Raw genomic sequence first — 21,087 nt, forward strand, 5'->3', positions numbered from 1 at the left:
AGATGAAAACTCTAAATCTAAAAAACAAAATCAAAACTGGTTTATTAGCAACAACAGTTGCAATCGCTTCAGTAGCAGGTACAGTGAATGAAGTAAACGCTCAGGAAATAAAAAATGTGGTATTGGTACATGGAGCATTTGCAGATGGCTCAGGATATAAAGCATTGTATACTGTGCTTACAAAAAAAGGATACCATGTAACTGTAGTGCAAAACCCTTTATCCTCTCTTGAAGATGATGTAAAAGCAACTCAAGTTGTTTTAGATAAACAAGATGGCCCGGTAATTCTGGCAGGACACTCCTGGGGTGGAACAGTAATTACTGAAGCAGGAAATCACCCAAAAGTAGCGGCGCTGGTCTACATCGCAGCATTCCAGCCGGACAATGGGGAGTCGACGATACAATGGCTTCAAACCGCTCCTCCAGCGCCGGAAAACGGAGTTCTTGCTCCGGACGATAAAGGAATCGTTTATTATGACAAAGCAAAATTCCACAAAGGTTTCGCTGCCGACATCAGTAAGGAAGAAGCAGATTTCATGTACGCTTCACAAGGGGCCTTTTACGCAAAAGGATTCATCACACCGGTTACCCATGCAGCCTGGAGAGATAAACCTGCCTATGGCTTGATCGCTACAGAAGATAAAAGTATTGCTCCGGAGATTCAACATGCGATGTACAAACGCTCCAATACGAAAGTGACAGAAGTAAAAGGAAGCCACGTGATCTTCATGTCGCAACCAGAAAAAGTAGCCAGCGTAATTATCGAAGCGGCAAAAAAAGGCGTACAGAAAAAATAACATCCATATTTAATCCCCCCTTAATGATAAAGAGGAACTTATGCAAAAATGCTAAGTTCCTCTTCTTATGTTTAAGTCTTTTGACTCTTACGTTTAAGCCTTGTTATTTTACCGCTTTAAAGCGTGCCAATGGAGCCATTCTGGCTTTGTTTAAAGACAGATTATCTCCGCTAAGACTATAATTATCGGCGGTGATCAAAGCTTTGCTCAGCTCCTGTTCAACCTCCATATTTTCACAAGCCATCATCGTAGACATGCCTTGAGCGAATTTTATTCTTCCGTTATTTTCCAGCGTAAACTCACCTCCTATTCCATTACAACCTCCGGAAGCCGAATAACGGCTATCGCTTTTTTGAAGTAAAAGAAACGGTTCTTTGCCATTTACTTTATCAGCTACCGGCTTACCTGCAAGTTCCACCAGTTTCCATCTCCGGTCGGTGATAACATTGCTTTGTTTCGCGTCTTCTGCTGTTTGTTCTTTAGCAGTTTTTTTAAAGATGCTACAGGCACTCAAAGAGAGTACGCATAAGCCTAAGGTAATGTATTGGGTTGATCTCATAACAGTATAAATTAAGGATGAAAAGCAATTAATAGCTACAAATTAACAAATTTTCAGCACAATACTCACCCTAACTGCAGCACAATATTCATTCTAAATGCCACTCACTTCTTTAGTGGTTTTCGGTTGCACCCAAACTGATTCTTTAATCACGATTTTCCCCTGATCATTTACAAACTTTGCCTGCCACAAAATTTTCTTTTTCCCGTTATTAATTAAGGTCGTTTTCTTATTTCCGTCATGCTTTACCGTGATCAGCGTATTCAATACAGGAACATCTCTTAGTTCTGACCTGCTATCTGATTTCCCACGATATAAAGTGCTGATCTGGTTAATCCTTGCATCAGCTTCCAGTCCCATCAAACCTTCTACAAAACCCTTAACCACGCCAAAAGACACCTCCGGATATTCCCTTCTTTTCGTCGCAGGATCTGTTAAATGCAGCATATAACCATAAGCCTTTTCTACCTGTCCGTTCTGATACATGATCAATGGAAAATAAGACAGATTTTCTACATTCCAGTCCCTGGATAGCAAACGCTGTATGGTCTTTTCCTTTCTCTCCCCTTCTTTTAAAGCGTCAAACCACAACAAGAATGTTTCTCCTTCATCCATCCCAAACTTGTGGTCACTAGTATAAAACGTGTGGTATCGCGAAGCGGAATCATTCCACCAGAATGCATCAATGCTCTTCTGATAAGCGAGGGCTTTTTTCCTGTATAACTTTGCTTTTTGATGTTGTCCTTTTACCTCCAGTATCTCCGCATAGGAGCTCAGGCCACGGTATAATGCAGCCACCAGATCCACCCCCATTTTGATATTCGGAAGACCTTCTGTATAAGAAGGTAAACCACGGCACCTGTGAAAGGCATCCTGTTCATTAAAAGGAACCGCAGCATTTGGATGAGTAGGTCTGCTCAAAAGAGAATCTACCTGTAATACCCAACTATCAATATAATCGCTGACAGATTTTTCCTGAAAATTCACAAAATCTGCTCCTTTAATGTACTCTTCATCGCCCGTCCATAAATACAGTTTCCAACTTGCAGTGATGATGTCAAAATTTGCATTCAGGTTATACCAGAATTCCTTGTCATTCCGATAGTCCTCAACAGCCGGTTTTCCGAAATGGTTGATCTCCCAATAAGAACACCAATCTTTTGAGGCGGAGATTCCTTTAACAAAAAGCCGGAACATGTTTTTGTTCTCCTTATTTAATCCCAATGCCTCAGCACCGAGACTCTGATGTGCAACATCCCGCATGCAAAACGCAGAACGTGGTGGCAATGCCGATTCATACCATGGGCCTACCGGATCTCCAGGTTTACCTTTATAGCTTAAAGCCATTTCTTTTGCCCTTACAAAGGCAGTTTCCAGTGCCGGATCGGATGATTTAAAAGTTACGCCGCTATGCTGTGCATACGCACTACAATAAAGGCAAATCAAAAAACAGAGCGAAAACATTTTTTTCATTGGAATATATTTGTCTTTAATGGTGATGAAGCGATCATGATCTTGGCATTCATTTCGTTGTGTAATCTGTAAGATCATGATGGTTTCATATGTCTAATTTAAGGAGTTTATCTAAACCGATGAGGACGTGGAATTCCTCACAAAAAGCTGAGAAGGAACAACCGTACTTTCTTCGCTCAATACCAGGTACTTTTTCTTCAATGCTTTAAACAGAATACCAGCGGCCAATTCCCCCATTTCAAATGCAGGCTGGGTAATCGTCGTTAAGGAAGGGTTTAGTATGGCAACTGTAGAATCGTTAGAGAAAGAAACCACTTTAACATCCTGGGGAATCCGAAGGCCCAATTCCATACAGACCAGATAAATATCAGTCGTCATTTTACTTACCGTCGCCACAATACCATCGGGCCTGTCTACCTCCCTAAACACCTTTCTGAGCTGTTCAAAATTTTCAACAGAATCTTCCCCATAGTCAATAATCGAGGCCGGATCACCTTCCCTTCCGTTTTCCAGCAATGCCTGCTGATACCCTTGAATTCTTTTAGAATTGATCGATAAGGATTCTGAGATGGACAGGATGGCAATCTTTTTACAACCACTGTCTATCAAATGCTGAGTGGCCTGATAACCGCATTCCTCATCATTTGTGGTGATCTTTGCCGTATCAATTTCTTCACAGACCCGATCAAAAAAGACCATTGGCACCATCTTATTCAAAGATTTGAGGTGATCAAAAGTATCGGTTTTCATGGTAACGGACATGATGACACCATCCACCCGTCCCGATTCCAGGTCCTTTAAAAGTGTCTTTTCACGCTCAAAAGATTCATGGGTAAGGTAAATCAGCGCATGATAACCATTCGCAATGGCTACTGCTTCAATGCCGTTTAAAGCTAAGGAGAAGAAACTATCAGCCACTTCCGGAATCACTACCGCAATGGTATTGCTTTTCTTTTCCCGTAAGCTTCCCGCATAGGGATGCGGTACATAATTCAAAGCGGCCGCCAATTCCAACACGCGTTTTTTAGTACCCTCACTAATCTCGTGGCTATCCCTTAAAGCTTTTGACACGGCAGCAGTTGACAAATTCAATTCCTTAGCCAACATTTTAATGGTGATGTTACCCATTTTACTAAAGATACTTTGGTTAATAGATAGTTTGGTTAATTTGGTTAGGTTGACCATTTACTTAATCGGTTAAGTAAATAAATCCGGCTAGAACTGAGTATCTACCCTTTCAAAACTACAACTTTAATACTATAAACGGACTGAATTAACAATTAAGATTAATCTGCAATCCTATGAATACTAACCAAATCAATTCCGCAGCGAAAGACAATAGTCCCTTAGAGAACTTAGATGAATGGGAACACGACGTGTTGAACCGTTATCCGGATCCTGCTGAAATCAACAAAGAAAAAAAAGAAGAAGAATTCAGAAATTATGAAGAAACGGTAAAAGATGGGGTAAAAGAATTTTACCGGCTCAACCATACCTACCAGACTTATGATTTCGTGATTCAGAAAAAAGCAGACTACCTGAAATTCGATAAAAAAGAAATGCCGATCTGGAAAGCTTTCGATTTTTTAAATGAACTGGTAGACGATTCTGATCCGGATACAGACTTAGATCAGATGCAGCACCTCCTTCAAACCTCTGAAGCCATCAGAAATGACGGACATCCCGATTGGATGGTCTTGGTAGGCCTGATTCACGACATGGGAAAGGTGCTTTGCTTATTTGGTGAGCCGCAATGGGCAGTAGTAGGTGATACTTTTCCGGTAGGATGCGCCTATTCTGATAAAATTGTTTTTCCTGAATTTTTCAGTCAGAATCCGGATTTCAACAATGAAACTTATCAAAGCAAATTGGGTGTTTACAAAGAAAACTGCGGTTTGGATCAGGTCCATATGTCCTGGGGTCATGATGAATATGTATACCATATGATGAAAGACTATATCCCTGAACCAGGTTTATACATGCTTCGTTACCACTCTTTCTATGCCCAGCACCGGGAACACGCTTACGATCACCTGATGAATGAAAAAGATCATGAAATGTTTAAATGGGTGGACCTGTTTAACCCTTACGATCTCTACTCCAAGAACCCCAACCAAAAAAGCTGGGAGGAACTGAAGCCTTATTATCAGGCATTGGTGAGCAAATACCTTCCGCTTACACTGAAATTCTAGCCCTGAGCTAATCCCCCCTGCTGTTGTACGAAAACGCCACATTCGTGCAACAGTTAAGCATTTTGTGAGCGATCACAATGTATACTGAATCCCCACAACGCCAAATATAAATAGAGAGCAGCCTAAACCATGAACCAATTACAAACTTCAGACTATATTGTTTTTTTTATTTACCTGATCGCCGTATCTGCCTATGGCTATTATATTTATCATAAGAAAAAGTCAAGTAACATCAGTTCAAAGGATTTTTTCCTTGCTGAAGGTTCCTTAACCTGGTGGGCAATCGGGGCCTCCTTAATCGCATCAAACATCTCGGCAGAGCATTTTATCGGGATGTCAGGTTCCGGCTTTGCATTGGGGCTGGCCATTGCTTCTTACGAGTGGATGGCTGCAGCAACTTTAATTATTGTCGCCATCTTTATCATTCCGGTTTATCTGAAAAACAAAATCTTTACCATGCCGCAGTTCTTATCGAAGCGGTACAACGATAAAGTCAGCACGGTAATGGCGGTATTCTGGTTACTGGTCTATGTATTTGTAAACCTGACCTCCATTATCTATCTCGGTGCACTGGCCATTTCCTCGATATCTACCCTGAGTTTTGAGTGGTGTATTTTCGGCTTGAGTATTTTTTCAATGGTAGTCACTTTAGGGGGAATGAAAGTAATCGGCTATACCGATGTCATCCAGGTCATCGTCTTGATTCTTGGCGGTTTGATCACCACCTATCTTGCGCTTTCCTTACTTGCACAGGAGTATGGATTTGGTCAGGATATTTTCAAGGGACTCTCCGTTTTAAGGAGCGAAGCCCCGGGGCATTTTCACATGATATTCGATTCTTCTCACAAGTATTACAAAGAACTTCCTGGCCTGTCTGTACTGATCGGAGGAATGCTGATCAACAACCTCGCCTACTGGGGTTGCAATCAATACATTGTGCAACGCGCTTTAGGAGCTGATCTTAAAACCGCAAGGAAGGGAATTTTATTTGCCGCATTTTTAAAATTGTTGATTCCTGTAATTGCCGTACTTCCGGGAATTGTGATGTACGTACTGCACAATAAAGGACTGTTTCATGCAGAAATGTCTGATGGAGGAATGGTTAAACCAGATCATGCTTATCCAACGCTAATGAATTTACTGCCCCCAGGAGTAAAAGGGATCGCATTTGCCGCACTTACAGCAGCCATCGTCGCTTCACTGGCAGGTAAAGCAAACAGCATATCGACCATTTTCTCTCTGGACATTTATAAGAAATACTTTGAAAAAGAGGCGACCGATAAAAAGATGGTCCGCGTAGGCCGATGGGCAGTTGTCGTTTCCCTTACGGTTGCAGCACTGGTTACCCCAGCCCTAAAATCATTGGATCAGGCTTACCAGTTCATACAGGAATATGTCGGATTTATTTCTCCTGGTGTATTGGCCATTTTCTTACTTGGCTTTTACTGGAAACGTACTTCAGCTGCAGCAGCGATGACCGGAGCCCTATTGACGATTCCCATTTCAACGGTGTTAAAATTCCTGCCCGTATGGACAAACGGCGCATTTCCGGACTATCCTTTCCTCGACAGAATGACCATTGATTTTGTGTTAATTGTGATCATTATGGTGACGATTAGTCTCTGGAAACCGGAAAAAGAAGCCGACCGGAAGGCCATCGAAGTGGATACGGCTATGTTTAAAGTCAACACCGGTTTTATCATTGGATCCCTCCTCATCATGGGAATACTGACTGCGCTGTACACGGTTTTCTGGTAGGAAATTTCCTACCAGCTTTATCATACCTTATCCTTTTTCACTTAACGTTTTAATGTGCTCCATGACCCTCACATGCACGTTCCTGACGATGCTTTTGGCCCAGATGTCATAATACCAAACGGGAAAAACGTGCAGGCGGTACCAGCTGTTACCAACTAATGTAGTCGTTCCGTTTCCATTGTCTTTCAACAGAAATTGCCCCCGGAGGATGTCTATATGTCCCATAATTTCAGGATCAAGGGGTTGGCTAATGATGTCAAAAGTGAGGTCCTTATTCGGTTCATAAGTCACGATCTTTTCGTCAAAAGTATAGCCGTTACTAAAAATGCATTTCCGCCCTGCTCCTTTATAATACCCCTCTACCGTAGTTTGCGCTGGACTGGGCATGCCGATCTGGAATAACCAGTAATCATCTTTCTTTTCTATTTTATCAAAGGCAACCACATTCTTCCAGATCTGTTCAGGTGTGGCCTTGATCACTATTTCATCCGCAACCAGATTTACATAACTATGTTCTGAGAGCGAATCGACTACGAACACCACGAAGAGCAGGGAGAACACACTTACATTTAGCTTTTGGTTATTTTTACGGAACATGCGCAGTCCCAGAAAAACCCCGGTAATGAGAAAGGCAAAAATAAGTGGAGATACCATAAGCAGGCAAATCACACCTTCACGCAGAAAGACGAAGCTTAATAAAATGGCAAGGAGACCATTTAAGATCGTGTATCCGATAAGTGCTCTGGTTTTCAGCTCAATTTTGATCCAGAACCAGGCACTCACCATCCCCATTAATATAGGTACAATCACAAATATCGAAAACACGAGTGTTCCATTGTCCGGTATTTTGGAGTATTTCATAAGTCCTACTATCAGGAAGGCCAAAAGATTGGACATAGCAAGGCCCTTAAGCAAGGTTGCATTATAAAAATTCGTTGTCATAATTTTTCTGTTTTACATTCCGATACCCGGTATGGTTTTATTTTCTTATCTAAAAAAAGGCCTACCTAAACATTTTAACTATAGATCCCCAAAACCAGTTCTCTTCCGCTTTGATCATCGTATCCAGTGTTTTGTCTACATTCTTTGCCAGCTTATTAATATCGGTCACCGACTTATGAAAAGTCAGGTATTCCGGATCCTTAGCGTCTCCTTTTACACCCGAGAGTTCATCCAGAATTTTTATCACCGGATCAAGCTCTCGCTTTCTTCGTTCTTTAGCCACCTGTTTTGCAATGTTCCAGGTGTCTTTATCTGCAAAGAAATACTCTTTACGCTCCCCCGCCCGGTGTTGCTTTTCTACCAGCCCCCATCCGATCAGGTCCCTCAGGGTCATGTTCGCATTTCCCCTGGAAATACTCAGGGCATCCATGATTTCTTCTGTAGTCAGGGCCTCGGGCGAGACCAGCAATAAGGCATGTACCTGTGCCATCGTACGGTTTATCCCCCACTCTGAACCTAGTTTACCCCATGCTTCGATAAATTTCTGTTTTGCTTCTGCCAGTTCCATAGACAAACATAACACAAGTTATTTAACTTTCAAAATATACTGAAAGTTTAATTACAAATCATTCTGCAATACTCAGCTAAAAGCCCTATAGAACAGAAACACCAGATACCTGGAAAAGAAAAAGTAAGCGAGCTCCATTATCGTTTGTTAAGTGCCTGGACTCCGGTTTAAAGATTAAGGCATCCGTTCAGTCTTGACTGTAACTGATTTGTTAATCATTTGTGTTTTATTTTTATTAGTGGTTATTTAATCATTAACAGGTAGTTGATAGGTCAATCATTGGTCTAACCAGCCTGTTAACTATGTATTTACAATGTGGTAATTATTAATTTTAATTAACAGCATCCAATAATCATATCAAAAACATTTCGTAACTTGTTATCACAAAGCTTAATTACTTAATTCAACAACAGTTATGGGAAAATTAATAAACGGCATATTTGGCGGATTCCATGGTAGAATCGGCAATTTGGTTGGCTATACCTTAAAAGGTAAATACGTCATCAGAAAAATAGGTAGAAGCTCTAAACCGCTCACTCCGGGCAGGAAAGCAAACTGTCAAAAGATGACGCTCGTAAATGAGATCCTGAGCCCTTCCCTCCCGGCTATACAGGTAGGATATCGCCTTGTAGTGGCCGGAACGGACAGAAACGAATACAATGAGGCAGTTTCTTACAATAAAAAGAATGCGCTTCAGGGCACATATCCAAACACCAGTCTGGACTATAGCAAAGTATTACTGAGCATGGGAACACTTCCTGTAGCCATTCACCCTTCCATCAGCCAAACAGATGATAAAATCACATTTAACTGGCAATTGCCCTCCGAAATTGAGCGAATGACTCATGACGATCGTGCAATGCTCGTGGTCTATTTTCCTGATTTAAAAATATCCCAATGCGATTTGATCGGGTCAAAAAGAATTGAAGGAACACATACCCTCAAGATCGCTCAGGAACATATAAATGAACGTATGGAAGCCTATATTTCATTTGTTAAAGATAATGGAAGAGAAGTTTCGGATAGTGCCTATGCAGGTGCGTTAAATGCCCGTAAAACCCTGGAAATTTCAGAAAAGATCAATCCGAAAACGGAGCATTCAAACCAGGATTCCGATTATGCCTGTTCGGATTTTGACATCATCAGCTATCGGGAGTATCTTTTGGATTTAGGAACCGCCATTGCGGCACCAAAAAGCGGACCGGATAAAATAATAACCAGCGGCTGGTCAATATATGTACTAAAAAGTAAGGTCGGTAATCAAAGAATTGGGGATTGCTACCTTAGACTACAAAAGAATGACAAGTTTACTGCCGAAATGAAGGTCAGCATCTCTCCTGAGGAACAACGTAAGGGCTATGCAAAAGAAGCATCAGCAGCAATGATATCCCTCCTGTTTAATAAATCGGAAGTGAACCGCATTGTAAAAATCGTGGACGCTCAGGACGAGGCCGCAATAGCTTTGTTGAAAAGCCTGGGCTTCAAAGAAGAAGAGTATTTCAAAGAAAGTGCATTTTCGGATGGTAAATGGGTCAGTGAATATCAGTTTGCGCTGTTAAAATCGGACTGGCACATCAGCTAAAGATCAGGAATTTACTAAAGTCTTTTCCAGCTCCAATGGGGACTGACCGAACTTTTTCTTAAATTCTTTGCTGAAATGCTTTTTATCGTTGTAGCCTAGTTTGTAAGCGATGTCATACGCTCTTGTGTCGCCTCTTTTTAACAAATCGTAAGCCCGGTCCATTTTAATTGACTTGATCAGTTCGTTTACTGAGAGGTTGCTGACGGCCTTTAGCTTTCTATACAACACAGGTATGCTCATCCCAACAGCCGCAGCCAGCTCTGCTACCCCAAATTCAAAGTCTTCTAAATTGTCGTTTACTATTTTAATGATTTTATCCAGAAACTGCTGATCAATTTTCCCTATGGCCGGTATTTCAGATAAATTTGTCAGCACGCCAGGTCCAAACTGATCACGTATTTTCTGAGACAAGCGGAGCAGATTCTGAATGTGCAGCTGCAGGATACCGATACTAAATGGTTTCGTTAAATAAATATCAGCACCCATTTCAAGGCCATTTCTATAATGATCTGCTTCCGATTTGGCGGTGAGTAAAATCACTGGGATATGGCTTGTCCGGATATCCGTTTTCAACTTTTTACACAGTTCATATCCGCCCATTTTTGGCATCATCACATCGCTGATAATCACATCCGGAATTTGCTCAACGGCTAGATTAAATCCATCTATTCCATTGGCTGCCTGTAAAATTTTATAGTTACCTTTAAGCGACTCCCCGATAAAAGCGCTGACTTCTGCATTATCTTCGATGATTAAAATGGACTGAAACTCCTCCACTTTCATTTCCCCGGCCGAAGAATCGTCCTGTAAAGAAGCCTTGCATAAAGCCTCTGGTTCGTCGGTACATTTCATTAATATTTCTGTCGAAAAATCATTTTCAACCAATGGATATTGCCCGAAATGTTTTTTATCGAACAATAGAAATACGGTAAAAACGGTCTTGTTTTCCTGGTTTACCCATCCACTTTCCACAGACAATGTGCCTTTATGTAATTCTACAATTGCTTTTGACAAGGCCAATCCAAGTCCATATCCTGTATTCTGCAAGTCAGCATCTTCTTCCTGATAAAAATTGCTGAAAATCTTGTCCAGGTTGCCGGCCGAGATCCCCTTCCCATTGTCCTCAATGTTTATGGTCAATCCGGTTTTAGTTTCATCAATAATGATCTTCACTTCCCCACCCCGATGTGTAAATTTGAACGCATTGGACAACAGGTTAAAGACCACCTTTTCCAATTGCCTTTTATCGAAATAAAGCATCAGCTGCTGTGCATTGCAAACGATCGATGTACGGATATTTTGAGCAGCATAAAGGTGTTCGAAGCTGACTAAAATATCCTGTAAGAACGTCTGGATGTTGTGCTCGCCAATTTCCAACTTCAGGTTCCCCATTTCCACCCTCCTGAAGTCCAGCTGTTCATTAACCAGCGCTAAAAGCCGGTCTGCCTGCCTTTTCATATTTTCAAGACTTCTGTTTACACTCTCGTCTTCTTTGCTGTAAATGTTTAATTTTTCCAGGGGGCCCAGAATTAGGACCAGGTGTGTACGGATCTCATGAGAAATATTGGAGAAAAAGTTTAATTTGAATTGATGCAATGCATTTTCCTTTTTTACGAGGGTCTGTAAAAACAAGAACCGTACGACAAAAAACAAGAGCCCCGCAATCATTAGGACATAAAATAAATAAGCCCACCATGTTTTCCAAAAAGGGGGCAAAATCTCTAAATTAATCCCGACAGGCTTGCTCCAGACCCCATCATTGTTTGCCCCTTTGATGTAAAGTGTATAATTACCTGTTGGCAGATGCGTGTAGGTAATAGATGCGTTGTTCGTATAAATCCAGTTTTTATCCAGCCCTTCAAGTTTATAAGCATAAACATTTTTACCAGACCTGATGTAACTGAGCAGTGAAAACTCCACTGTAAAAGCTTTCTCATCAGCTGAAAACTGAACTTTTTTCGTTTCGTCATTCCCATTCGTCAATAATTTCTCTTTCAAATGAATCCCCTCCGTATGGCCGAGAAGCTTTAAAGAGGTAATGGCTAAAGGAGCCACATAATCGTTCGTTTTAATCTGATCAGGAAAAAAACTGGTATACCCCGTTTCGCTTCCAAAATACATCTTTCCATTCCCTGCCTTATAAACGGAGTTCGCGGCAAAAACAGCACCTTTTAAGCCATCCTTCAAGTCAAATGTTTGAATTCTGTGGGTGTCCATGTTTATTTTCAATAAACCACAGCTCGTCCCCATCCAAAGATTGCGGTGTTCATCTTCCTGAATGCTGAACACATTGTTATCAGGTAAACCATCGCAAATCCTGAAAACCTTTTGGCTCCTATTCTGAACATTGTATCGGATTAAACCCTGCTGATAGGTCCCCAACCATAAATTCCCCTTGTTATCCGGATGGATAGACATGACATATACCTGCCTCAATTCTTTGATGGCCTCTACGTATTTAGCATTATTTCTAAGCAGGAACACCCCGGAATCAGTAGCGAACCAGATGTTTTTTGCGGCATCTTCGGCAATATTTCTAACAATGACATTGCTGAGCAGGCTGACATTTATTTCAGGGTCAGGACTCAGGTTTTGGCCGTTTTTCTTCGCAACGATCAATCCATAATTGGTTCCAATCCAAAAACGCCTCCTCGTATCTTGCAACAGCGTTAGCACATCACGATTGGAGTTTTTTCCATTATTTTTATAAAAAAATCTTTTAAAGCCTTTACTTCCGCGGGCATATAAATTCAAGCCTCCTTCATGCGTTCCAGCCCAGATGTCTCCGTCTAAATCTTTATAAACGGTTTTTACATGGTTACTTCCAATGCTGTTTTCTTCATTTGGAGAATTTCTAAATACCTGCACTGATCCTCCGCTGTTTTTATTCAGACCACCGCCATCTGTTGCAATGAACAAATTATGCTCCTTGTCTTCGGTAATGCCCCTGACCACATTGTTGTGATTTTTAACAGTACCTGCCGGAAGGCTAAGTGATCCATAAAAGACATTATTATGGGGATACACCACATTTACACCACCATAATAGGTCCCAACCCACATAGAACCATTTAAATCGCGAAAAATACTGTAAACAGAATTCTGACTTAAGCTCTTTACATCAAGCGGGTTGTGCTGATAAACCGAAGCTGCCTTTGTTACCGGATCTACGATATATAATCCGTCCTCCGTCCCCACCCATAACCTGTTATTCCCTGCTGTAATTGCGCGGATGGTTTTTCCGGAAAGGCCGGGAATTGCAGGTTTAACAAATTCTTGCTTTTTTATATCGTAAAAAGCCAATCCCCCCATAGAACTGCCAATCCAAAGTGTTTTATTTTTATCTTCACAAATCGCAGTGATATGATGAGTTACGGCGGCACCATCATTCATCACCTGCCTGAAACTGCGGTGTACCGGATTTTTACCCAGGTTACTGATTTTGCTGATGCCCTGATCTGTTCCCAGCCAAAGGCAATTTTCTGAATCCTGATATATAGACCTGATGTCCTGCCCGGCGATCGAACCGGCATACATCCTTTTGAAGCTGTTCTTTTTTCTATCCGTTAACAGAAAAAGTCCATTTTTCGTCCCGACCCAAAAACGTTTCTGTTGATCTTCATAGATGGTGTTGAGTGTAACTTTCCCTTTTGCAAATGATCGGTTTCTGATGCTGAAGAACGAGTTGGTCTGCACATCCAGCCTCGTTAGTCCTTCGGCCGTTCCCACCCATATTTGTTGGAAAGAATCCGCCAGCAGTAATTTTACATAATTGTCCAAAATACCATTTGGATTGTCCGCCCCGGAGGTATAAATCTTAAAACGGGTACCATCGTACCTGTTCAGGCCCGCTCCGGTACCAAACCAGATAAAACCTCTTGAATCCTGTGTGATCGCCAGAACTGAATTCTGGGATAATCCATGCTCCACATTCAGGTTGACAAATGAAGGTTCCTGTCCATAAGCTCCTCCATATAAACCAATACAAATAGAAAACAGCAGAAAAAATCTGGTGAACAGGGAACAAAAAACATTGTTCATAGAGGTTTGGTTAGAATATCTGGTTTATTCAAATCTAATTAAATTTTAACCGATTCAAATACTGTCAGGCGCTCTTCGCGTCAATACAGCGCCCAGGTTTAAAAATTTTCACCCAAAATGTTAATGATTCCCCCCCTCAAAACCCTGGCTCCCAACTAGATTTGAGATAATAATTTAATTCAATCATCATTTTTATAAACCTAAACCAAAAAAACCAATGAGATCAATTTTCAAACCAATCCTGGGATTGTGCCTTGTAACCAGCACCGTATTTTTTTCTTGTAAAAAGAATATCGACAATGCCGATGGGGAACCTGTCAGTTCCAGTCGCAATGGCGATACGATCGTGCACAAGCTCAACATCAGCGGCCAGGCCAATATTGTTAAAGAGATTAACAATGAATTTTTCTATGCCGATGACATCATCCTGAACAAGGAACAGTTCAATGCTTTAAAAAGACTAACCCTGTCGGGCCTGGCTACCGTAGAGCGTGCCACCATCGTACAGAACTTTTTAAAAACCTGGCCTGGTGGAAAGGTATACTACCAGTACCCGACTACTGATGGGCTGACCACTGCGCAGCACAATTCCTTCAAAGCGACGATCAATACCGCCCTCGCCAGACTTACAGATTCGACAGGCATACAGTTCATCCTGCGCAGTACACAACCGGAATACATGCAGTTTAAAAAACACACCGGCAACAACTCGCCCCTTGGCTGGACCGCAAATCAGGTCAACACAGTGAACATGGCCAGCTATACCTCTGTGGGCATTACCATGCACGAAGTCATGCACTCTCTGGGCGTGATGCATGAACAGTGCAGACCAGACAGAAATTCCTATGTTATTGTCGATGTGACCAAGGTAGTTGCCGCCAGTGCCTTCAATTATAACATTTACGCAGATTATGCCGGTCATGGCCCTTTCGACTTCAATTCGGTGATGCTGTACAGCTCATGGGATTTTGCAAACAACACGACCAATGCACCGATGACAAAACTCGACGGAAGCACCTTTACAGGTCAGAGAAGCTATCTTAGCACCGGGGATGCCAGGGGCTTAAGGGCTTTGTATTTTCCTGTTGTTGCCAGCGGAATTTACAGGATCAGTCCTTCTTACCTGAGCACAAAATCAGTTGACATCACTGGCGGCGCTACTGCAAACGGCACCGACATCATCCTTTATGCCAACAGTACCGGGAATAACCAAAGGTTCCGCATCCGGAAACTGGCAGACCATTCCTATCAATTCAAATCGGTACTGGATACCACAAAAGTACTTACGGTAGAAGGCGCTTCAACAACAAGCGGAGCCCAGGTAGAAATCAGCACCAACACCAGCAGTAATGCTCAGAAATTCAACCTGTACAACATGGGAAATGATGGTTTCAGCTTTGCACCAAGACATGCCACAACACTCAGACTGGCAGTTAAGGATGGGAGTTCTGCAGATCTGGCCAAAATAGTAGTGGTTACCGCCAATACGGCTTCAGCAGCGCAAAAGTTTAAGCTGACAAAGCTGAATTAATCCCTTAAAACACCATTACAGAATTTAACCTAAACCAAAAAACATGAAACCAATTTTTAAACCAATCCTGGGATTGTGCCTTGTTGCCACTGTACTGTTCTCTTGCAAGAAAAATATCGGCAATGCCGATGCAGACCCGACCACTTCGGGCAAGAGTGGCGATACGGTAGTCCATAAGCTGAGCATCAACGGACATGTCAATATCGTTAAAGAAATCAACGATGAGTTTTTCTATGCCGATGACATCATTCTGAACAAACAGCAGTTCAACGCCTTAAAGAAACTAAGCCTGTCGGGGCTGAGTTCAGTAGAGCGGGCAACCACCGTACAAAACTTTTTGTCGACCTGGCCAGGCGCAAAAGTATATTACCAGTATCCAACTACTGATGGGCTGACCACTGCGCAACACAATTCCTTCAAGGCGACAATAGACCTCGCGCTGGACAGGCTGACGGATTCAACAGGGATCCAGTTCATCCAACGTACTACGCAGCCCGAATACATGCAGTTTAAAAAGTCGACAGGCAACAACTCGCCACTGGGATGGTTCCCGGGAAGGGTCAACACGGTAAACATGTTCAATTATACCCATCTAGGCATTACAATGCATGAGGTGATGCATTCCCTGGGCGTGATGCATGAACAGTGCAGGCCCGACAGAAATTCCTATGTCATCGTAGACATCTCGAAGGTAAGTTCCGGCAACGCGCACAACTACAATATTTTCTCTGACTACGCTGGTCAAGGGCCTTTCGATTTCAATTCTGTCATGCTATACAGCTCTACATCTTTTGCAATCGATGTGAACGATCCACCAATGACCAGGCTGGACGGGACCACCTTTACCGGTCAGCGGGCCAACATTAGTACTGGAGATGCAGCTGGCCTGAGGTCTTTGTATTTCCCTGCTGCCTCTGAGGGAATATACAGGATCAGTCCTGCTTATCTGAGCACAAAATCAATTGACATCACCGGTGCTTCCACCACAAACGGCACCGACATCATCCTTTATGCCAACAGCACCGGGAATAACCAGAGGTTCCGCATCAGGAAACTGGCAGACCATTCCTATCAGTTCAAATCAGTATTGGATACCACAAAAGTACTTACGGTGGAAGGCGCTTCGACAGTAAGCGGCGCCCAGGTTGAAATCAGCACCAACACTAACGGTAACTCCCAGAAATTCAACCTGTACAACCGGGGCAATGATGGTTTCAGCTTTGCACCAAAACACGCCACTTCACTGAGATTGGCCGTTAAGGACGGCAGTTCCGCAGATCTGGCTAAAATAGTCGTAGTTACCGCTAATACAGCTTCTGCCGCGCAAAGGTTTAAGCTGACAAAACTAAACTAATGCTTTAGCACACCATTTTAGAAAACAAAACCCAACCCATGCTGTCGGAATACAGCATGGGTTTTTATCCTCCACAGCTTGAAGAAAACAATTTCCATACTCCTATTGGTGTTTAGTGCATTTTATGCCTACCCACAGTCGCCATCTTGGAGAATTACGGCTTCTGTTGCACATTTCGAACACGATTACAACTGGTCAATAGCCGGGAATGCTGATGGTGGCCCACCCAATATTTTATCCGAACTGGTTTGGACTAAGATGAGGGGCCCTAAATTCAATATTGGCATCAGTCGAAGGTTATTTGGCCGTTTAGAACTTGGCGCTAATTTTAGCCTGCACCACATTAAGAAAGGTTCGGTTACAGATACAGATTACCTGCAGAACAACAGGCAGGATCCGTTTTTCAACCTGGAAGGAATGGCCAATAAGGGAAGCCTGTACGACTATTCCCTGCAACTGAAGTATGGATTTCCTATAGGAAGCTCTCTTAACTTAAAGCCTTACCTGGGGATTGCGTATTCCGACCGGAAGCTGTATATCCTCGACCTTCCTGATCATGAAAGTGATCCGCCCCTGAATTCCAGCTATAAAAACACCTGGAAAGGAGGCATTGCCGGGGCCGAAATCAATTGTCAATTGAAAAGATTTCTCTTTGGCCTTAACATCGAGGCCGGCTATTACCGTTACCTGGCAAAGGCACAATGGAACCTGAACGAAATGTTCCGTCAGCCGCTGAGCTTTAAGCAAACCGCCAACGGTTATAGCTTATCTGCCGGGCTGAGCACTTCATACAAACTCTCAAAAAGCATCAGCATATCGATAGGGTTAGAAAAAAAATACGGGGCAACCTGGAAAGGAATTGACGAAGCCTACCTAAACCAGGGAGGAAGTTTAAAAACAAGGTTTAACGGCGCGGAATTCAACGCTTTAGCTGCAAAAACAGGCATAGAACTGACATTCTGATCCACCCTTATATTAAAAATTTTCACCCTTTTTCTTAAAGATTTCCGACTTTTTTTTTCGGTCGCTACCCTAATATTGGCCCAACCAATTTTTTCAACACCGTGTACCACACACACAAATTAACCTAACTACTAAACCAAGAATGCTTATGAGGTATTTTACAAATCTGAAATTAGTACGATGTATTTTTCATTTGAAATATGTTGTGCTCTTTGTTTTGCTGCCATTTCTGGCCTGGCCACAAACAAAAAACATTACCGGTACGATTAAGGGTACCGACGGACTCGGCATCCCAGGGGTAACCATTATGGTTGCAGGCGGTTCAGCCAAAGCCCAGACCGACGGAGCAGGCAAATTTACGATCAATGCCCGTCCTGGCGATGTCCTTATCGCCAGGCACCTATCCTACTCCGAAGCGCGCATTACTGTTGATGCAAGGACTGATTACAGCCTGACGATTCAACTGGCGACCGGCGATTTGGGCGAAGTGGTCGTCGTAGGCTTCGGTACGCAAAAACGAACAAGTATTTCCGGATCGATTTCTACAATTGACACCAAGGCAATTGAAAACAGACCGGTAAACAATGTCGTTGAAGCCCTGCAAGGAGTAGCACCGGGATTGATTGTAACCCGTAACAGCGGTCAGCCGGGCAATGAAGGCTGGAAATTGAACATCCGCGGGATTTCTTCCGTTAACGGGCCAAACAATCCCCTGTTAATTGTAGACGGAATAGAATACACCGATCTGACACAGATAAACCCGAACGACATTGAAAGCATATCTGTATTGAAAGATGCTGCAGCGGCGGCCATTTACGGGGCAAAAGCAGCAAACGGCGTCATGCTCATCACCACAAAAAAAGGAACTGCAAACAGCAAGACCAAGGTTAACTATACCGGTTTATTGTCGAACAAACAGATCATGAATGTGCCCGGCCGTTTAAACTCCTGGGAAGAAGCGACCTTACAAAATCTGGCCAACGTGAATAACAATGGTACCCCTGCCTGGACCAATCAGCAGATTGCCTGGATGCAGGATCCCAGCCAGAGCTTTCAGCCAAATGACCCCACCAATCAGTTCTATTACTACAATACGGATCCCATTAAACAGTTTATCAGAAAAAGCTATTATACCCAAAACCACAATTTAAACATTAGTGGTGGTACCGAAAGCAGTCAGTATTTTATCGGCCTCGGTTACAATGACAATAAAGGCATTTTTAAATTCGGACCGGACAACAACGACCGCTACAATGCACGGTTCAACATGAGCACCAAATTCAATAAAATTTTCAGCCTGGACAGCAGGTTATCTTTTATCAGGAACAGGGTCGATATCTCCCAGTCTATTAACGCATCCGGCGATGGGGGCTTGCTTTATAACATGTACAACATAAGGAGGGTATTCCCTATTTTCAACGAGGATGGCAGTGTTTTCGGTGGCGACTCCGGAAGGACTCAGGCATGGCTGGAAAAAGGAGGCTATAGAAGAACAACAACTAAAACATTTGATGGCGTTTTTACCTTGAAAGCCGATAGTCTGGCAAAAGGGCTCGTTTTGAGCGCGACCTTCAGCCCCCGCTTTGAACAGGGAAACCAGGACCGTTCACTGGTCACGGTCCCCCTCTATAGCTGGGATAAGCCAAGTCAGAAATTCCTGCCAACCAGCTTTCTAAACAACCCTAACAGTCTTTATAAGCAACGCATTACCCAGAACAGCTATAGTGCAAATGCAACTGCCGAGTACAATCTAGACCTGGCCGACCATCACTTTAAGGCTTTAGCTGGTTTCCAATACCAGGATTACAATTACGACCTTATTTATGCCACTAAAAGCAATTTAGTAAACAACGACTTGCCCACACTCAATTATACCACCTTACCAAACCTGCCGATAAATGCTGTTGGGGATGCGATTCAAACCAATACCTGGGTCTCGTTATTTGGAAGGTTTAACTATAATTATAAGGACAAGTATTACCTCGAATTTGTATTTCGTAATGATGCAACCTCGCGTTTGGCACCAGGCTATAAAAGCCAAAACTTCCCCGGTTTTTCGGCTGCCTGGCGCTTAACGCAGGAAAAATGGTTTAGTGACAACCTGAAATTTGTAAACGAATTCAAACTAAGGGCCTCGTATGGAAAGCTCGGCAATGCCTTGCTATCTGAAAATGCCTGGGAAAGAAATTACGACTATGTCCCGACACTTTCCAATGGCATCTACCCTTTTAACAACTCTGCCAGTGCCACCATTTTTCAAAGCGGCTTACCCTCGCCTGCCATTGGCTGGGAAATTATCAAGACCTATAACATTGGTTTAGATATGGCTTTTCTGAACAACCGCTTAACAGCCAGCTTTGACTATTTTAAAAAAGCCAATGACAACATGCTGTTTCAGGTGGCTCTGCCCGATCTTTTGGGGGTAACCCCAAGTACGACCAATGCCTTAAGCATGGAAACCAAAGGTTGGGAATTTAATGCCAGCTGGAAGGATAAAGCAGGTGAACTGAATTATGGCGTAGGTTTCAACATCAGCGACAATAAAAATAAGATCACTGATTTTAAGGGTAGTGTTGTTTACAGGGAAGGTGTAAACCGAACCATACCCGGCTATTCTGTGAACTCAATTTTCGGGTATAGAACAACCGGATATTTCCAGTCGCAGGAAGAAGTGACCAACAGCCCCAAGCAGTTTGGTTCCAACAACCAGGGGCCCGGCGACTATAAATATCAGGATATAGATGGCAACAACCTCATCAACGGCGGGCTAGGTACGGAAGCCGATCATGGTGACCTGGTTTACCTCGGAAATACCGATCCGAGATATAGCTTCGGTTTGAATTTAAACGCACAATGGAAAGGCATTGATGCTACCGTTTTCCTTCAGGGTGTAGGCAAACGTAATTTTCAAATCTTTTCGAGTGAGATCATTCCTTTTGTGAACAGCTGGAGGTATCCGCACGACGACTACAGGGACAACTATTGGACTCCGGAACGTCCGAATGCACAGTATCCAAGACCATTGTCCGGAGGAGGAACCAATACCAGGGTAAACAGTTCATTGCTGCAGAACGGAGCGTACATCCGCTTAAAAAATGTACAGCTGGGCTATACCTTCAAAAAATCGCTGACGGAAAAGGTAAATATAGACAGGCTGAGGATATTCTTCACCGCCCAGGACATCTGGACGGCCTCAAAGATGAAGTTCAAATACTTCGATCCTGAAAGCCCGAATAATGTTGCGTTTAACTACCCTTATGCAGCAACCTATGCATTTGGCTTAAACGTTACCTTTTAAAGCAGAAGATCTTATTTCAATATCACCTA

Annotated in this window: 14 protein-coding genes; 8 read left to right on the forward strand and 6 right to left on the reverse strand. The window is 42.8% G+C overall.

All coding sequences use genetic code 11. The features are described 5' to 3' along the window. The first annotated feature begins 2 nt into the window (after positions 1-2). Positions 3-797 (forward strand): alpha/beta hydrolase, encoded by a 795-nt coding sequence (locus BLQ87_RS13310; RefSeq protein ID WP_074607416.1) that lies wholly within the window; start codon positions 3-5, stop codon positions 795-797. Positions 798-900: 103 nt separating this feature from the next. On the opposite strand, the gene BLQ87_RS13315 is transcribed toward BLQ87_RS13310, so the two are convergent. The 3 genes from BLQ87_RS13315 to BLQ87_RS13325 all read right to left on the reverse strand — a co-directional run bounded on the left by BLQ87_RS13315 (position 901) and on the right by BLQ87_RS13325 (position 4,014). After that, complete coding sequence (locus BLQ87_RS13315; RefSeq protein WP_074607418.1) at positions 901-1,356, reverse strand: META domain-containing protein; 456 nt, start codon at positions 1,354-1,356, stop codon at positions 901-903. 93 nt (positions 1,357-1,449) lie between these two features. Then, a complete protein-coding gene (locus BLQ87_RS13320; protein WP_172664908.1) occupies positions 1,450-2,829 on the reverse strand; it encodes a trehalase family glycosidase in 1,380 nt (459 codons plus the stop codon). 111 nt (positions 2,830-2,940) lie between these two features. Further along, positions 2,941-4,014, reverse strand: coding sequence for a LacI family DNA-binding transcriptional regulator (locus BLQ87_RS13325; RefSeq protein ID WP_245723852.1), 1,074 nt, complete (start codon positions 4,012-4,014; stop codon positions 2,941-2,943). Between the two features lie 116 nt (positions 4,015-4,130). Here BLQ87_RS13325 and BLQ87_RS13330 point away from each other — a divergent pair, with 116 nt between their 5' ends. Then, a complete protein-coding gene (locus BLQ87_RS13330; protein WP_074607422.1) occupies positions 4,131-5,021 on the forward strand; it encodes an inositol oxygenase family protein in 891 nt (296 codons plus the stop codon). A 129-nt stretch (positions 5,022-5,150) separates the two neighbouring features. Then, positions 5,151-6,779: a sodium/sugar symporter gene (locus BLQ87_RS13335; RefSeq protein WP_074607424.1), complete on the forward strand. Its 1,629-nt coding sequence runs from the start codon at positions 5,151-5,153 to the stop codon at positions 6,777-6,779. Positions 6,780-6,806: 27 nt separating this feature from the next. Here BLQ87_RS13335 and BLQ87_RS13340 read toward each other — a convergent pair whose 3' ends face one another. Further along, positions 6,807-7,721 carry an SRPBCC family protein gene (locus BLQ87_RS13340; protein ID WP_074607426.1) on the reverse strand — a complete coding sequence of 305 codons (915 nt, stop codon included), beginning with the start codon at positions 7,719-7,721 and terminating at the stop codon, positions 6,807-6,809. A gap of 61 nt (positions 7,722-7,782) precedes the next feature. Further along, complete coding sequence (locus tag BLQ87_RS13345) at positions 7,783-8,289, reverse strand: GbsR/MarR family transcriptional regulator (protein ID WP_074607428.1); 507 nt, start codon at positions 8,287-8,289, stop codon at positions 7,783-7,785. Between the two features lie 415 nt (positions 8,290-8,704). On the opposite strand from BLQ87_RS13345, the gene BLQ87_RS13350 reads away from it, so the two are divergent. Beyond that, entirely contained in the window at positions 8,705-9,871 is a 1,167-nt protein-coding gene (locus BLQ87_RS13350) for a GNAT family N-acetyltransferase (protein ID WP_074607430.1), read from the forward strand. A gap of 3 nt (positions 9,872-9,874) precedes the next feature. On the opposite strand, the gene BLQ87_RS13355 is transcribed toward BLQ87_RS13350, so the two are convergent. After that, complete coding sequence (locus BLQ87_RS13355) at positions 9,875-13,912, reverse strand: hybrid sensor histidine kinase/response regulator transcription factor (protein ID WP_074607433.1); 4,038 nt, start codon at positions 13,910-13,912, stop codon at positions 9,875-9,877. Between the two features lie 217 nt (positions 13,913-14,129). On the opposite strand from BLQ87_RS13355, the gene BLQ87_RS13360 reads away from it, so the two are divergent. From BLQ87_RS13360 to BLQ87_RS13375, 4 genes are all read left to right on the forward strand, one after another. Further along, a complete protein-coding gene (locus BLQ87_RS13360; RefSeq protein ID WP_074607435.1) occupies positions 14,130-15,443 on the forward strand; it encodes a M12 family metallopeptidase in 1,314 nt (437 codons plus the stop codon). A gap of 43 nt (positions 15,444-15,486) precedes the next feature. Then, positions 15,487-16,797, forward strand: a complete 1,311-nt coding sequence (locus tag BLQ87_RS13365; protein ID WP_074607437.1) for a M12 family metallopeptidase — start codon at positions 15,487-15,489, stop codon at positions 16,795-16,797. A 78-nt stretch (positions 16,798-16,875) separates the two neighbouring features. After that, positions 16,876-17,760 carry a hypothetical protein gene (locus BLQ87_RS13370; RefSeq protein ID WP_143010434.1) on the forward strand — a complete coding sequence of 295 codons (885 nt, stop codon included), beginning with the start codon at positions 16,876-16,878 and terminating at the stop codon, positions 17,758-17,760. 148 nt (positions 17,761-17,908) lie between these two features. Continuing rightward, positions 17,909-21,058: a SusC/RagA family TonB-linked outer membrane protein gene (locus tag BLQ87_RS13375; RefSeq protein WP_172664909.1), complete on the forward strand. Its 3,150-nt coding sequence runs from the start codon at positions 17,909-17,911 to the stop codon at positions 21,056-21,058. The last annotated feature ends 29 nt before the right edge of the window (positions 21,059-21,087 follow it).

Source organism: Pedobacter steynii (assembly GCF_900103665.1).
Lineage (GTDB): Bacteria > Bacteroidota > Bacteroidia > Sphingobacteriales > Sphingobacteriaceae > Pedobacter > Pedobacter steynii.

Bases quoted from the DNA above. Each gene is read 5' to 3' on its own strand.
- BLQ87_RS13345 (WP_074607428.1), bottom strand. From the start codon at position 8,289: ATGGAACTGGCAGAAGCAAAACAGAAATTTATCGAAGCATGGGGTAAA.
- BLQ87_RS13335 (WP_074607424.1), top strand. From the start codon at position 5,151: ATGAACCAATTACAAACTTCAGACTATATTGTTTTTTTTATTTACCTG.
- BLQ87_RS13330 (WP_074607422.1), top strand. From the start codon at position 4,131: ATGAATACTAACCAAATCAATTCCGCAGCGAAAGACAATAGTCCCTTA.
- BLQ87_RS13315 (WP_074607418.1), bottom strand. From the start codon at position 1,356: ATGAGATCAACCCAATACATTACCTTAGGCTTATGCGTACTCTCTTTG.
- BLQ87_RS13355 (WP_074607433.1), bottom strand. From the start codon at position 13,912: ATGAACAATGTTTTTTGTTCCCTGTTCACCAGATTTTTTCTGCTGTTT.
- BLQ87_RS13360 (WP_074607435.1), top strand. From the start codon at position 14,130: ATGAGATCAATTTTCAAACCAATCCTGGGATTGTGCCTTGTAACCAGC.
- BLQ87_RS13350 (WP_074607430.1), top strand. From the start codon at position 8,705: ATGGGAAAATTAATAAACGGCATATTTGGCGGATTCCATGGTAGAATC.
- BLQ87_RS13310 (WP_074607416.1), top strand. From the start codon at position 3: ATGAAAACTCTAAATCTAAAAAACAAAATCAAAACTGGTTTATTAGCA.
- BLQ87_RS13320 (WP_172664908.1), bottom strand. From the start codon at position 2,829: ATGAAAAAAATGTTTTCGCTCTGTTTTTTGATTTGCCTTTATTGTAGT.
- BLQ87_RS13325 (WP_245723852.1), bottom strand. From the start codon at position 4,014: ATGGTCAACCTAACCAAATTAACCAAACTATCTATTAACCAAAGTATC.
- BLQ87_RS13365 (WP_074607437.1), top strand. From the start codon at position 15,487: ATGAAACCAATTTTTAAACCAATCCTGGGATTGTGCCTTGTTGCCACT.
- BLQ87_RS13375 (WP_172664909.1), top strand. From the start codon at position 17,909: ATGAGGTATTTTACAAATCTGAAATTAGTACGATGTATTTTTCATTTG.
- BLQ87_RS13340 (WP_074607426.1), bottom strand. From the start codon at position 7,721: ATGACAACGAATTTTTATAATGCAACCTTGCTTAAGGGCCTTGCTATG.